This is a genomic window from Bacteroides sp. AN502(2024), assembly GCF_041227145.1.
GTDB lineage: Bacteria > Bacteroidota > Bacteroidia > Bacteroidales > Bacteroidaceae > Bacteroides.
The window spans coordinates 2547176-2562635 of record NZ_JBGFSP010000003.1 but is presented as its reverse complement, the minus strand read 5'-3'; the positions used below and the strand labels follow the sequence as shown (position 1 = coordinate 2562635).

Here is a 15460-nt window from a genome sequence, read left to right as displayed (position 1 = left end):
ACACTGATAATTAGCCGGCTAACTTTTTATCAGTGTTTTTTTATTTCCGGAAGACTTGCAAAATCCAAAAGTTTCACTACCTTTGCATCCACAAAAGAGACTCAATTGAATCAAGCTAATATGAGGGTGCCATAGCTCAGTTGGTAGAGCAAAGGACTGAAAATCCTTGTGTCCCCGGTTCGATTCCTGGTGGCACCACAACAGACGGTCAGACGAAAAAGTCTGACCGTTTTCTATTAAGTCAAATTGGGAGCACAACACGCATCAGGATTCCTTCACCGTGGAATATCAACTCCTTTGCCTATCGCAATCTGGAAGGTCGCGGCCATTACCTCTGGCTGGCGGGACAGGCGGTGCGGAAGCTGAAGGGCGAAATTCCACTGAGCGAGGAGATGCCCGAGGGACGGTCAGGCTATGCACACATACGGCAGCCTGTCCGGATAAAAACAAATCGTAACCCGATCATTCAAACAGATGCATCACATAACAAAAAACGCGCGTCTGCGGATGCTCATCAAGGACAAAACAACACTGTTTTTATCGTTCCTAGAAACCTACCGAGACGAAAGAACGCTGTTTTATCGTTCCTAGAAACCTACCGAGACGAAAGAACGCTGTTTGATCGTTCCTAGAAACCTGACGAGACAAAAGAACGCTGTTTTATCGTTCCTAGAAACCTACCGAGACGAAAGAACGCTGTTTGATCGTCCCTAGAAACCTACCGAGACAAAAGAACGCTGTTTGATCGTTCCTAGAAACCTACCGAGACGAAAGAACACTGTTTTTATTGTTCTTAGAAACCTACCGAGACGAAAGAACGCTGTTTGATCGTTCCTAGAAACCTGACGAGACAAAAGAACGCTGTTTCATCGTTCCTAGAAACCTGACGAGACAAAACAACACTGTTTTATCTTCCTAATCCAATTTTAATTCTCGGTTAATTCCATTTTAAGCAAAAAGATAAGAGCTTATTCCTATCTTTGTCCTCGGAAAAGAATGAAATAACAAAAAACGTAATATATCATGAAACTTACACATTTATCCGTTTCCGTAGCAGTGGCCTTGATGTTGGGAGCCTGTAACGAAACACGACAGGCAGCGCCGGAGAAAAGTCCGGTGGACTATGTAAACCCCTACATAGGCAATGTCAGCCATCTGCTCGTCCCGACGTTCCCCACCATCCAGTTGCCTAACAGCATGCTGCGGGTCTATCCCGAACGTGCCGACTACACGTCCGAGACGGTGAACGGCCTGCCCGTCATCGTCACCAACCACCGCGAACGTTCGGCGTTCAGTCTCACCCCTTATCAGGGAGACAGCCTGCGCCCGACCGTAGCCTATACGTACGACAACGAGCAGATCACTCCTTACTCGTATAGCGTAGACCTGGACGACAACCGCATGAGCGCTGAGTATGCCCTCTCGCACCAATCGGCTATCTACCGCATCACTTTCGAGGCGGGACGACCCGCCTACCTCATCGTCCGTTCGCGCAACGGTGCCATCCGCACCGGTGAGAACTTCATCTGCGGACATCAGCAACTGAGCGCCAATACAAACGTCTATTTATATATCGAGACGAAAGAGAAACCCGTGGAATCCGGCATCGTAAAGACCGGAACCATCGACCAGACCCAAGATCGGACGGAAGGTACCAACGCCTGCGCCGCCTGGCGTTTTGCCGACGGGACCACTTCGGTCAGCCTGCGCTACGGCATCTCCTTCATCAGCGAGGAGCAGGCCGAGAAGAATCTACGCCGCGAACAGAAGGATTACAACCTCGAAGCCCTTGCCACTGCCGGACGGGAGACCTGGAACGAGGCCTTGGGCCGCATCCGTGTGGAAGGAGGAACGGAGGATGAGAAGACCGTATTCTACACCTCCCTCTACCGCACCTTCGAGCGTCCCGTATGCATGAGCGAGGACGGACGCTATTTCAGCGCCTTCGATGGCAAGGTGCACGAAGACAGTGGCACGCCCTTCTATACCGACGACTGGATTTGGGACACCTACCGCGCCGCACATCCCCTGCGCGCGCTCATCGACCAACGGAAAGAGGAGGATATCATCGCCTCTTACCTGCGCATGGCCGAACAGATGGGGAATATGTGGATGCCCACCTTCCCCGAGACCACGGGCGACACGCGCCGCATGAACTCCAACCATGCCGTGGCAACCGTGGCCGACGCACTGGCAAAGGGGCTGAAGGTGGACACTGCCAAGGCATACGAAGCCTGCCGCCGAGGCATGGAGGAGAAGACTCTTGCCCCTTGGTCGGGCAAGCCTGCCGGATGGCTGGACGCCTTCTATCGCGACCACGGTTACATCCCTGCCCTCCGTCCGGGCGAAGCGGAGACCGATCCCAACGTGCATCCCTTCGAGAAACGCCAGCCCGTAGCCGTCACGCTGGGAACCAGCTACGACCAGTGGTGCCTCTCGCGCATCGCCGCCGCCCTGGGACGGACGAACGAAGCCGCACACTACCTGCAATGCGCGCACAACTACCGCCACCTCTTCAACGCCGAGACCGGCTTCTTCCACCCCAAGGACAAGGAAGGACGCTGGATAGAGCCCTTCGACTACCGCTTCCCCGGTGGCATGGGCGCCCGCGAATATTACGGTGAGAACAACGGCTGGGTCTATCGCTGGGATGTGCCCCACAACGTGGCAGACCTCATCCGCCTGATGGGTGGCAACGAGCGGTTTATCGCCAATCTCGACCGGACTTTCAGCGAACCGCTGGGACGCAGCAAATTCGAGTTCTACGCCCAACTGCCCGACCACACGGGCAACGTAGGTCAGTTCTCAATGGCCAACGAACCGTCCCTGCACGTGCCCTATCTCTATAATTACGCCGGACAGCCTTGGAAAACGCAGAAACGCATCCGACAGATGCTCCGCACATGGTTCCGCAACGACCTGATGGGCATCCCCGGTGACGAGGACGGTGGCGGGATGACCTCGTTCGTGGTCTTCTCCTCGCTGGGATTCTATCCCGTCACCCCCGGTTTCCCCGCCTACAACATTGGCAGCCCGCTCTTCAACCGCGTCCGCATGACGCTGAGCAACGGCAAGGTGTTCGAAATCGAAGCGCAGGGAGCATCGGACGAAAACAAGTACATCCAGCGCGCCATGCTGAACGGACAGGAATGGAACAAGCCCTGGTTCGGCCACGACGACCTGAAAGAGGGTGGTAAACTGGTACTCGTCATGGGCAACCGTCCGAACAAGGCATGGGGCAGCGGTGCCGACGCCGTGCCACCCTCGGCAGATAAAGAGCAATAATCCCCTCTATAAAAGGAAACAGATACCGATCAACTGATTCATTTTTCCTTTATCGGCAATCTGAAAATTTTATAAAAAAAAGGTTGATGCTTCTCCGTTCTCTTCGACCCAAGGTCCGGTAGCACTGGCAGAAGCCAAAAGATAGATACCTCCGAAGAGAAATCTATCGTTACCATAGAAAAAGGAGAACTAAAATCGTGCAAATTTGTTACTTTATGTAAAGACAAAGAGAAAGCTTCATCATGTATAGTGATGATTGGGATAAATAAACGAATAATATACTCAAATAAGGTGTATGAAAACAATATATGCAATGTGTGATGTATTCAAAGCGATGAGAAACTTTGAAAAAACATTTGAAAAAACGTACCAGATAACGCTCAATGAAGCAATGATATTGTGTGCCCTCAAAGAGGCATCGGAGAAAGTGACGGCTACCCATCTGTCCAAGCAAACCGAACTAAGCCCCTCACACACATCTAAAATGCTGCGAATACTGGAGGAAAAGGGGCTGATCGTCCGGTCGCTCGGAAGTAAAGACCGGAGACAGATGTACTTCCAACTAACCCCTACGGGTAATCAACGGGTAACAGAACTGACATTTGACAAAATAAAAATCCCCAAGCTACTGAGACCTCTGTTTAAATAAACGGATTCTCAAACAAATATCTGTAAACCATGAATGGTGAGCAGACTCCCGGAGGGTACCAACAAAGCCGACGTACTACATTACAGTGTAGACGAATGGAGCAATGTGGGTTTCCGTTTGGGTGTATCCTTCCAAAACGAACCGGTAGCTATCAGAATATTACGTTAATCATAAAAGAAGTAAAAGAGACTGTCTAACAGGTATCAGTAATTAGAAGTCACCCCTGCCAAAGCATATTCCGGCAGGGGTGAAATCGTTAAAATAGGACTTGTTAGACAGCCTCTTTATCTGCTCTATTTCTTCTTCATTGCCTCGTAAATCGTTTCCTGTATTTGCTCACGGATATGCAGCTGGTTCAATTTACGGTTTGTTACGTCCGGATAAATCCGATTGCTAAGGAATACATAAACCAGTTCATTCACCGGATCCACCCATGCACATGTACCGGTAAATCCGATATGACCATACACTTCGGCAGGTGCGGCAGGAGCACAATTCCCTTTCTTCGGATCATCTGCATCAGGCTTGTCAAAACCCAAGCCACGCCGGCTGATCTTCGATGTTTCAGTAGTAAACAACTGGCAGGTTTCCTCACTTAGATAACGCTGACCATCTATTTCCCCTCCATTCAGCAACATCTGATAAACGCGGGCTACATCACGGGCAGTAGAAAAAAGTCCGGCATTCCCAGCCAATCCGCCAAAGAAAGCGGAGGCCTCATCATGCACAAATCCCTGCAAAGTCTCTTTACGTAAGAAACGGTCTCTATTAGAAGGAACAATCTTCGACTTGGCAAAACGGCGTAAAGGCAAATAACCAGTATGCTCCAACCCCATCGGTTCATAAAACTCACGTTGCAAATAGGCTTCCATAGGCATACCGGCCAGTTGCTCCACCAACATTCCCAACAGTATAAATCCTACATCACTATACACATAGCGTTTCTGCTTTAACGGAGCTTCTGCAATTTTCTCTTCTATCACTTTCCGGAAAGAACGGTTTAACCACAAGCTGTCACAGATCTGAACAGCATAATCACCGGTTTTGACGGAAGAGACGTACTCACTCTTGAACTTGAAATTCGGATTCGCCCATGAGGTTACTCCCAACTGTAACGGATGGCGAGCATCTCTGCGTGCACTGAATAACCTTCCATCATAGCTATCCTTGTCAATAGCTTCCAGGTAGAAAGGAATCCAGGAGGGCAAACCGGACTGATGATACAGAATTTCCTGAATCGTTATATCTTTCTTATCAGTACGTTGCAAAAACGACAAATGATCCGAAATCTTATCTGTCAGATTAAAACGTCCCTTATCATAGAGTTTCATAATGGCAAGCAAAGTGCCCGTCGTTTTTGAAAGAGAGGCCAAATCGTAGATACTAGTAGATTCGACACGAGGACTTCCTTTGCCCGCATAAGTACCGAAAGCTTTGTCGAACATAGTATGGCCGTTTTTCAGAACCACCACCTGGCAACCGGGATAGGCTCCCTGACGGATACCATCCAACGCAATGGAATCAATCCGTTTTAGATGAGCGGAGGAAAGCCCGTATTCTTCCGGAACGAAATGCAACGGTGTTTCAGGGGTAATAGTCACTCCTGCTCCCGTTGGGAACAGTTCTCCCAGACTTGCCGATAACCGCCCGTCTGCAGATGCTTTGGCAAATAACACATCTGCCACCTGACGCTGCACATCACTATTAGAACTATGTCCCAGCACCACCGCCGAAGCATGAGCCACTGCCCGCTGAATCTGCAACATCATCTTCCCGGGAGTAAAAAACAGATAAATGACCGGGCTTTCGGGCACAAATTTCGCAAAAAAAGACTGATAAGAAGCCAATCGCTGTTCGCTGACAGCTACAATGATCCGTTTATAGATAGACAAAGAATCACGCAACCGCTGATTTACCTCTTCGGGCTGATTGGCACGAAGGGAAAAGCGAGCCAAAGATGTATAATGAGAAAGTTGTTTCGCCAACGCATCTGTTTCTTTGGGATCTCCCACTTCAAGCAGTGCAATCGTCTGCTCTTTGTCTGTATGCAAGGGAAGAATATGATTTTTGTTGTTCAGGACAGTTATTGCCGCTACATTCAACCGACGAACCAAGTCACGTGTTTGCGGACTGTTGATCCGTTGTTCCAAACCGGATAATTGTACATACGACTTTTTCTTGAGTCCCAGCGCATATTTATAAGTCAAAACCTTACGGCATTTGCTTTCAATATCTTCGCGGCTCAACTCCCCTTTTTCAATGGCTTCCAATACAGCCGATATCTCTCCCTTCAAGTTTCGGGGAGACAATACCATGTCATTACCTGCTTTTAGAGCCTGTAAACAAACATTTCCATTTCCCGCCACTCCTTTCATGGCAAGTGCATCCGTAAATATGAGTCCTTTAAACGCCAGCTCATCTGTCAGTAAATCGTATACGACATTGCGGGACAAGGAAGAAGGGAGTCCACCCATCGGTTCAATCACCGGAACTTGCAAATGTCCTACCATCATACCGCCCAATCCGGCACGGATGGCTTCTTTAAAAGGATAAAGTTCCACACTGTCCAGACGCTCACGAGTGAAAGGAAGTACCGGAAGTGCCTTATGCGAATCGACATCAGTATCTCCATGTCCGGGAAAGTGCTTACACACAGATAGAACCCCTCCGCCTTCCAAACCGGAAGCATAAGCGATAACCTTTTCAGCGACCTGTATCGGATCTTCTCCAAAAGAACGGGTATTGATGACAGGATTTTTAGGATTTATATTCACGTCCGCCACCGGAGCAAAGTTGACCTGCACTCCAATCTGCCGACATTGACGGGCAACTTCACGCCCGTATTCATAAAGCAGTCGGTTGTCACGGATACATCCCAATACCATATTTCGTGGAAAAACAGGCATACCACGCAGGCGCATAGCCAATCCCCATTCTCCATCGAAAGTAATCATCAAAGGAACTTTTGCCTGTCGTTGAGCCCGATTTGTCAGTTCGACCTGTTTTTGCATCTTCCCACCGGAGAAGAGAAGTCCACCCACTTTATACGTGTCGATGACTTCGCGCAGCTGTTCCAAGTTTCGCTTGGTATCTACCGGGGCAATGGTGTGAATGAACAACTGTCCGACCTTTTCTTTAAAGGAAAGCTTATCCATAACCGAATCAACCCAGTGCCGGCACTCCTTGTCCTGAAGGGCTTTATACACCAGCGAAGGTTCAACAGTGATAACATTCTGCACCGGACTCGAAATTGTGTCAGCTGCAACAAGAAATAAAAGCGTTACGATCGAGAGAATTATCTTCATTTATGCTTCAAAGTCAAATTGAGACGACCTACACGAGCACCATTTTTCCCTGTGTGCATGACAGACACCTCTTTTCCGTCCATATTCAAGTATGTTTTGGGTCCTTTCATAAATGTATGAGAATGCCCTCCCAGAATCACGTCGATATTACGCGTCCCGGCAACCAGATGTTCATCCATTTGAATGCCGAGATGAGACAAGCATACTACCAGATCGCAACCTTCCTCTTCTTTCAACAAAGCGGCTATTTCGTTGGATACACGAACAGGATCTTCATAAACGACTCCTTTGCATTTATCAGCCTGAATCATCCCTTCGGGTTGGGTTCCAAGACCGAACACACCAATTCTCAAACCATATTTCTCAAGAACGACATAGGGCTTAACTATATCCTTTAATACTGTAGCATCCAAATTATAGTTGGCACAAACAATCGGGAAATTAGCCATTTTGAAAATGCGTTCCATATTATCCACACCGAAATCAAACTCATGGTTACCAATAGTCATAGCGTCATAACCCATTTCATTCATCAGTTTGATTTCCACTTCTCCGCGGAATATATTATAATAAGGTGTCCCTTGCGAAATATCTCCGCAATCGAAAAGCAACACATTCTTATGTTCCTTACGGAACTGTGCGAGAAAAGTGGCCCGACGGACAAAACCACCTTGGTTATAATATTTATCGCCCTTCTGATTGACAGGTTCGATACGGCTATGCACATCGCTTGTTTGTAAAATGATCACTTCTTTGGTACCCTTATCCTGCGCAAAAATTAAGGAAGTAAAGCTCAATGCAAAACACAGCAAGAATGATATCTGAAATCTTTTCATATTCAATATTTTTAGATTCTCCTAATTTATTTTACGGTAATACGTCCATCCAGCTTGGAGGTAATCGCTTTACCTCCGGCAGTCTGTCTGCGTACATAATCAAGAAATAGTCCGCGCAAGGTTGCATTTTCAGGGCATACTCTCTTTTCTGCCTGCAGGAAAGCATCCATCCGTCCGTTTCCATCTGCCAAATAGTCGATAGTGGCCACCGTGTAAAGCCGATCATCCTTTAATGGCTTTTCTCCGACAAAAGCGTTCAGCAACTTTCCATCTTTTGTGATTTCAATGCGGATACCACTCACACCTTCCCCGTGTAAGGATGCAATCGCTTCAAAAAGATGTCTCAAGTCTGCTCCCTTCATAGTCAGGACACAAAGAGAATTCTCAAAAGGTAGAATTTCAAATACATCACCTACCGTGATATCTCCTTCGGGCAAGATATTTCGCAAGCCTCCCAAATTTACCAATCCCATATCTGCCGGTCTCCCCAGCACCTGAACTGCCGCTTGTTGTAAAACACCTGCAACAAGGTTGGAAAGCAAGCTTTCAGGGGCTCCTTTTTCCATTTTCATCGCACTGGTGCCAATGACTTCATACATCATCGCATCCACCTTTTCCTTATAAGGCTTTACTATTTCGGCAACTTTCGTTTCAGGATTGGTGTCCCAAACAGAATCAATCGTAATCATGCCACCCTCTACTTTGGTTACTTCATACTGAGCCGTAGTCTCTCGTACAGTCCGGCAAGAGGTGAACAGGCAGCCCCCTGCAAACGCTGCCATCATCAGATACTTTACATAAGAATGTTTCATGCTCGCTATTTTTAGATATGCCACAAATATACAAAAACATTTGGCTATCTGGCAAATAATTTGTTACTTTGCACCGCTTTCGCGCAATCGCTGTCAAGAGAAGAGATACTTGGTATGTTGCGTTGTAACGATGAAACAATTTAATAATAACAACAATGGATTTAATTAAAATTGCAGAAGAAGCATTTGCTACCGGAAAACAGCATCCGAGCTTCAAAGCAGGAGACACTGTAACAGTAGCATATCGTATTATCGAAGGTAACAAAGAACGTGTACAGCTGTACCGTGGTGTTGTTATCAAAATCGCCGGTCACGGAGACAAGAAACGTTTTACTGTACGTAAAATGTCAGGAACTGTAGGCGTAGAAAGAATTTTCCCCATCGAATCACCGGCTATCGACAGCATTGAAGTGAACAAGATAGGTAAGGTTCGTCGCGCTAAATTGTATTACCTGCGTGCTCTTACCGGTAAGAAAGCCAGAATCAAAGAAAAAAGAGCTAACGGATAAGCCGAGCTTTTCGATTCGAAATAAAAAAGGGAACTTCGTAACTGAGGTTCCTTTTTTTATCGCTATCATCCTCCGAAGCTATTCTCCAAGTATTCTTGCCGTGACAAGAATAACCTTTTGTCTTTCACAGGCTCCACAGACTCACAAGTCACAAAGTGACAGCCATCTGCAGTGATTCAACGTTCTCTTTTTCACCCCTTCACACTGTCCACATTCTTAAAATGAAAAAGTAACAATAGCGTGGAAACGAGCCTACGTGATGTAGTAATGAACTATATACTTCATGTGTGGTTACGGTTTAACTCATTTCAGAATAGAGAGAATCCATTCCGCTGGAAAGAAACAATGAAATAAAGCCTCGAAAGTCATAAACTCCCGAGACTTCATTACCTTTATAATAATAATGATATGTTATTCTTTCAAATCTTTCAGTTCCCAAGCCAATGCACTGGCCCCCAGTACAGCAGCATCAGAATCCTTCAATTCAGAAACAAGCAATTTAGCCTTACCTTTATAGATATTCAGAATATTATCATCAATTGATTTCTGAATCGGTTTCATGATATAATCACCGGACTTGGCCAAACCACCGAACAATACAATTGCTTCAGGACTGGAGAATGCAATAGCATCTGCCAATGCTTCACCCAAAATATTACCTGTAAATTCGAAGATTTCCTGTGCCAGCTTATCACCTTGTACAGCTGCATCATACACATCTTTTGAAGTGATGTTTTCTGCAGGAATGTTACGAAGCAAGCTAGCATCCGTACGGGCAGCAAGGAATTCGCGGGCCGTACGAGCTACACCGGTAGCCGAACAGTAAGTTTCCAGACATCCCTTACGGCCACAACCGCAAAGACGACCATCGCGACGGGCGATAACGTGTCCCAATTCACCGGCAAAACCGTCATGGCCATACACCATCTGACCGTTGACAACGATACCGCTACCCACACCGGTACCCAGTGTAATCATGATAAAGTCTTTCATACCACGGGCAGCACCATAAGTCATTTCACCGATAGCAGCAGCATTTGCATCGTTTGTCAAAGCAGTAGGAATACCCAATCTTTTTTCAAACATGGCTGCCAACGGAAGAACTCCCTTCCAAGGCAGGTTAGGAGCAAATTCAATCGTTCCCGTATAGTAATTGCCATTCGGTGCACCGATACCGATACCTCTGATTTTATCCACGCCACCATTAGCTATAATCAAAGGAAGCAGATTTTTACATACTTCATCAGCATATTCTTCGACTGTAGGATAGCCAGATGTTTTGATCGAACTGCTGGCAATAATAGTTCCGCGTGCGTCTACAATTCCAAAGACGGTGTTCGTTCCGCCTATGTCAATACCTACTACGTAGGGTTTTTCCATGTTTGAATTCATGATACTTTTATTTAAAAGGGTTAGTTAATTACTAAGTTTACTGCACACAAATTACGTAAAGAAGATTGAGTCTACAAAATGTTTTTTGAAAAAAATTCAACCAGTTTGCAACTTTTCGTATCTCTTACACGTCTAATAAGAGAAAATTATCAGAAAACAGAAACTAAATAAAGAAAATTGTGATACAACTAACGAATATCAACAAGACCTACAACAACGGATCGCCTCTCCATGTACTCAAAGGTATCAATCTCAATATCGAACAGGGAGAATTTGTTTCTATCATGGGAGCGTCCGGATCTGGGAAATCAACTTTGCTCAATATATTGGGAATCCTCGACAACTACGATACCGGAGATTATTATCTGAACAACGTACTTATCAAGAACTTGAGTGAAACTAAAGCTGCCGAATATCGCAACCGTATGATCGGATTTATTTTCCAGTCATTCAATCTGATTTCCTTTAAAAATGCCGTAGAGAATGTAGCACTGCCTTTATTTTATCAAGGAATAAGTCGTAAAAAACGGAATGCACTTGCCTTGGAATATCTCGACCGCCTGGGTTTAAAAGAATGGGCACATCACATGCCGAACGAAATGAGTGGCGGTCAGAAACAACGTGTGGCCATCGCACGGGCCTTAATCACTCAACCACAAATCATTCTGGCAGATGAGCCAACAGGAGCTTTGGATAGTAGAACTTCCGTGGAAGTAATGCAGATTCTGAAAGATCTTCATAAACAGGGAATGACGATTGTCGTTGTCACCCATGAAAGTGGAGTCGCCAACCAGACAGACAAGATTATACATATCAAAGACGGAATCATCGAACGCATTGAAGATAATATCGACCATGATGCTTCTCCTTTCGGGAAAGACGGTATCATGAAATAATCCAAAATCCACTACTATACAGACATTACCATGATTGACATCTGGCAAGAAATATATAGCACCATCAAACGTAACAAGCTAAGAACTTTTCTCACAGGGTTTGCTGTAGCATGGGGAATCTTCATGCTTATCGTCCTGCTAGGTGCAGGCAACGGACTGATCCACGCCTTCGAACAATCGGCTTCCGAACGTGCCATGAACTCCATCAAGATTTTTCCGGGATGGACCAGCAAATCATACGACGGTCTGAAAGAAGGAAGACAAGTGAAACTGGACAATAAGGATCTGGATGCTACCAGTCATTATTTTCCGGAGCATGTCATCAAGAGCGGAGCAACCGTGTGGCAGGGAGACGTAAATCTTAGCTTCGGGCAAGAATACGTCAATTTGAGCCTTTCCGGCGTATATCCCAATCATACAAAAGTAGAAGTGGTGAAACTCTTCAAAGGACGTTTTATCAATGAGATTGATATTAAAGAACGCCGGAAAGTAATTGTGCTTCATAAAAAGACAGCAGAAATTCTTTTTGATAAAACCCATACCGAACCAATCGGACAGTTTGTCAATGCCGGTAATGTGGTTTATCAGGTAGTGGGACTCTATAATGATAAAGGAGATAGCGGTAACAACGATGCATACATTCCTTTTACCACTCTGCAAACGATTTATAATAAAGGAGACAAACTGAATAATCTGGTCATGACTACTCGTAATTTGGAAACACTAGAGGCCAATGAAGCTTTTGAAGCCCATTACCGTAAAGTATTGGGAGCCAATCATCGTTTTGACCCGACAGACCACAGTGCTATCTGGATTTGGAACCGATTCACCAACTATTTACAACAGCAGCAAGGCTCTAATATGCTACGTATTGCGATCTGGGTAATCGGTATCTTCACATTGCTAAGCGGAATCGTAGGAGTTTCCAACATCATGCTGATTACCGTAAAAGAACGTACCCGCGAATTTGGTATTCGCAAGGCTCTGGGAGCCAAGCCACTTTCCATTCTCTGGCTGATTATCGTAGAAAGCGTTACCATCACCACGATATTCGGATATATAGGTATGGTAACCGGCATCGGAGCGACCGAATGGATGAACAGCACTTTCGGCAATCAGACAATGGATACCGGAATGTGGACGGAAACAGTTTTCCTGAACCCGACAGTAGATATAAGAATCGCCATACAGGCTACACTTACATTAATAATAGCTGGTACACTAGCCGGATTATTTCCTGCCCGAAAAGCGGTCAGCATCCGGCCTATCGAAGCACTTAGAGCAGATTAAGATTATGAGAATAGACATGGATACATGTGAGGAAATCCTCATTACCATTACAAGAAACAAGACGAGAAGCCTGCTGACTGCATTCGGCGTTTTCTGGGGAATCTTCATGCTCATCGCCCTTATCGGCGGCGGTCAAGGACTGGAGGGCATGATGAAAAAGAACTTTGAAGGATTTGCCACCAATTCCGGTTTCCTCGCCTCGCAAAGAACAGGCGAAGCCTACAAAGGTTTCCGCAAAGGGAGATGGTGGAATCTGGAAGCTACCGACATCGAACGGCTTCGCTCCCAAGTGAAAGAGGTGGAAACCATTACCCCGTCCGTAGCCCGCTGGGGCTCCAAAGCTGTATACGAAGATAAAAAATATGATTGTAGCGTAAAAGGATTATATCCGAATTATCTCCACATCGAATCACAGGAAATGGCATACGGCAGGTTCATCAATGAGGTGGACATAAAAGAAGCACGCAAAGTGTGTGTCATCGGAAAACGAATTTATGAGAGTCTTTTCAAACCGGGAGAAGACCCGTGTGGCAAATATATAAGAGTAGACGGCATTTATTATCAAGTAATTGGCATGTCTTCCTCCGAAGGTAATATGAATATACAGGGACGGGCTTCGGAAGCTGTCACTCTTCCATTCACTACGATGCAGCAGACTTACAATATGGGAGGACAAATTGATGTAATCTGTTTCACCGCAAAGCAAGGAGTCAAAGTATCAGAAGTACAACCCCAAATGGAACAGGTCATTAAAGCCGCACATTATATCGCCCCGGATGACAAACAGGCGGTTATGTGTCTGAATGCCGAAGCTATGTTCTCCATGGTTGATAACCTGTTCACCGGCATCAACATACTAGTTTGGATGGTAGGATTGGGCACTCTGCTGGCAGGTGCCATCGGTGTATCTAACATTATGATGGTAACCGTCAAAGAACGTACCACCGAAATCGGTATCCGCCGGGCCATCGGTGCACAGCCCAAAGATATTCTGCAACAGATTCTATCGGAAAGCATAGTACTTACCACCATTGCAGGTATGTGCGGAATTTCCTTTGCCGTCATGATGCTTCAACTCGTAGAGATGGGAGCAAACACCGACGGAGGGGACGTCCGCTTCCAGATTACTTTCGGACTGGCAATCGGCACTTGTATCCTTCTGATTACACTAGGGATGTTGGCAGGTCTGGCACCTGCATACCGGGCTATGGCTATCAAACCGATTGAAGCTATCCGGGACGAATAAGGAAGCCGGACGATTGGGCCATCTACGATTTACAATTAGAAAATCATTGTAGAGAAGGTGTTGTTCAGTTATTTAGAGATGTGAAAAGTTTCAAACATAAATCGTAAATAATAAAATCATAAATAAAGTCATGAAGAAATATCTGAAAATCACATTATTGGTAGCAATTGCCATCATTCTTGTCGGAACATTCGTATTCCTTTATCTGAAGTCCAAGCCCAAGGTAACCATTTACGAAATAGTACAACCGGAAGTAACCGATCTCCAGAAGACCACAGTAGCTACCGGAAAAGTGGAACCGAGAGACGAAATTTTAATCAAACCTCAAATTTCGGGTATTATCGACGAAGTATACAAAGAAGCTGGACAATCTGTGAGAAAAGGAGAAGTCATCGCCAAAGTAAAAGTAATCCCTGAACTCGGGCAACTGAACTCTGCCGAAAGTCGTGTGCGCTTGGCAAAGATCAACGCAACACAAGCAGAAACGGATTTTGCCCGCATGAAGAAGTTGTACGAAGATCAACTGATCAGCCGGGAAGAATATGAGAAAAGTGAAGTAGCTTTAAAACAGGCCTGTGAAGAGAGGCAGACGGCCAAAGATAATCTGGAGATCGTCAAAGAAGGAATAACCAAGAACAGCGCCTCTTTCAGTAGCACGATGATTCGTTCTACCATTGACGGATTGATTCTGGATGTACCCGTAAAAGCCGGTAACTCCGTGATTATGAGTAATACTTTCAATGACGGAACCACGATTGCCACGGTAGCCAACATGAACGACATGATTTTCCGTGGAAATATTGATGAAACAGAAGTCGGACGTATCCATGAGCAAATGCCGATAAAGCTGACAATCGGAGCTTTACAAAGCCTGGCTTTCAACGCAATTCTGGAATATATCTCTCCGAAAGGAGTGGAAACCAACGGAGCCAACCAGTTTGAAATCAAGGCTGCAATTACCATTCCGGACTCTGTTCAGATCCGCTCCGGATATTCGGCTAATGCGGAAATCGTGTTACAAAGAGCCCATCAAGTATTGGCAGTGCCCGAAAGCACCATTGAGTTTAGTGGTGACTCTACCTTTGTGTACATCATGACAGATTCAGTACCCGAACAAAAATTCAGACGTACACAGGTGACTGCCGGTATGAGTGATGGAATCAAGATAGAAATCAAGGAAGGGATCACTCCTCAAGACAAAATACGTGGTGCAGAGAAAAAAGATAAATAATTGAACCCA

General features: G+C 45.8%; 12 protein-coding genes and 1 tRNA gene. 9 read left to right on the top strand and 4 right to left on the bottom strand.

Annotated elements, in window-relative coordinates:
- Positions 1-125 precede the first annotated feature (125 nt).
- The 4 genes from AB9N12_RS09850 to AB9N12_RS09835 all read left to right on the top strand — a co-directional run bounded on the left by AB9N12_RS09850 (position 126) and on the right by AB9N12_RS09835 (position 4102).
- Positions 126-198: transfer RNA gene (locus tag AB9N12_RS09850), tRNA-Phe, on the top strand.
- Positions 199-1023: 825 nt separating this feature from the next.
- On the top strand, positions 1024-3285 hold the full coding sequence (locus tag AB9N12_RS09845; RefSeq protein ID WP_369891765.1) for a GH92 family glycosyl hydrolase: 2262 nt from the start codon (positions 1024-1026) through the stop codon (positions 3283-3285).
- Positions 3286-3580: 295 nt separating this feature from the next.
- A complete protein-coding gene (locus tag AB9N12_RS09840; RefSeq protein WP_369891763.1) occupies positions 3581-3934 on the top strand; it encodes a MarR family winged helix-turn-helix transcriptional regulator in 354 nt (117 codons plus the stop codon).
- A gap of 33 nt (positions 3935-3967) precedes the next feature.
- A complete protein-coding gene (locus AB9N12_RS09835; protein WP_369892905.1) occupies positions 3968-4102 on the top strand; it encodes a hypothetical protein in 135 nt (44 codons plus the stop codon).
- A 125-nt stretch (positions 4103-4227) separates the two neighbouring features.
- Here AB9N12_RS09835 and AB9N12_RS09830 read toward each other — a convergent pair whose 3' ends face one another.
- The 3 genes from AB9N12_RS09830 to AB9N12_RS09820 are packed head-to-tail and all read right to left on the bottom strand — an operon-like array spanning position 4228 to position 8887.
- Positions 4228-7239 (bottom strand): glycoside hydrolase family 3 N-terminal domain-containing protein, encoded by a 3012-nt coding sequence (locus AB9N12_RS09830; RefSeq protein ID WP_369891761.1) that lies wholly within the window; start codon positions 7237-7239, stop codon positions 4228-4230.
- Positions 7236-8075 (bottom strand): bifunctional UDP-sugar hydrolase/5'-nucleotidase, encoded by an 840-nt coding sequence (locus AB9N12_RS09825; RefSeq protein ID WP_369891759.1) that lies wholly within the window; start codon positions 8073-8075, stop codon positions 7236-7238. Before AB9N12_RS09825 ends, AB9N12_RS09830 begins: the two co-directional genes overlap by 4 nt.
- Before the next feature lie 26 nt (positions 8076-8101).
- Entirely contained in the window at positions 8102-8887 is a 786-nt protein-coding gene (locus tag AB9N12_RS09820) for a 5'-nucleotidase C-terminal domain-containing protein (RefSeq protein ID WP_369891757.1), read from the bottom strand.
- A 155-nt stretch (positions 8888-9042) separates the two neighbouring features.
- Between AB9N12_RS09820 and rplS the strand changes: the two genes are divergently transcribed.
- Positions 9043-9396 carry a 50S ribosomal protein L19 gene (gene rplS / locus AB9N12_RS09815; RefSeq protein ID WP_369891755.1) on the top strand — a complete coding sequence of 118 codons (354 nt, stop codon included), beginning with the start codon at positions 9043-9045 and terminating at the stop codon, positions 9394-9396.
- A gap of 411 nt (positions 9397-9807) precedes the next feature.
- On the opposite strand, the gene AB9N12_RS09810 is transcribed toward rplS, so the two are convergent.
- A complete protein-coding gene (locus tag AB9N12_RS09810) occupies positions 9808-10788 on the bottom strand; it encodes an ROK family protein (RefSeq protein WP_369891753.1) in 981 nt (326 codons plus the stop codon).
- 179 nt (positions 10789-10967) lie between these two features.
- Here AB9N12_RS09810 and AB9N12_RS09805 point away from each other — a divergent pair, with 179 nt between their 5' ends.
- The 4 genes from AB9N12_RS09805 to AB9N12_RS09790 all read left to right on the top strand — a co-directional run bounded on the left by AB9N12_RS09805 (position 10968) and on the right by AB9N12_RS09790 (position 15451).
- The gene (locus AB9N12_RS09805; RefSeq protein WP_369891751.1) at positions 10968-11684 is read left to right on the top strand and encodes an ABC transporter ATP-binding protein; all 717 of its coding nucleotides are present in this window, start codon (positions 10968-10970) and stop codon (positions 11682-11684) included.
- Between the two features lie 30 nt (positions 11685-11714).
- Complete coding sequence (locus AB9N12_RS09800; protein ID WP_369891749.1) at positions 11715-12974, top strand: ABC transporter permease; 1260 nt, start codon at positions 11715-11717, stop codon at positions 12972-12974.
- A gap of 4 nt (positions 12975-12978) precedes the next feature.
- Positions 12979-14220, top strand: a complete 1242-nt coding sequence (locus tag AB9N12_RS09795; protein WP_369891747.1) for an ABC transporter permease — start codon at positions 12979-12981, stop codon at positions 14218-14220.
- 130 nt (positions 14221-14350) lie between these two features.
- Positions 14351-15451, top strand: a complete 1101-nt coding sequence (locus tag AB9N12_RS09790) for an efflux RND transporter periplasmic adaptor subunit (RefSeq protein WP_369891745.1) — start codon at positions 14351-14353, stop codon at positions 15449-15451.
- Positions 15452-15460 lie beyond the last annotated feature (9 nt).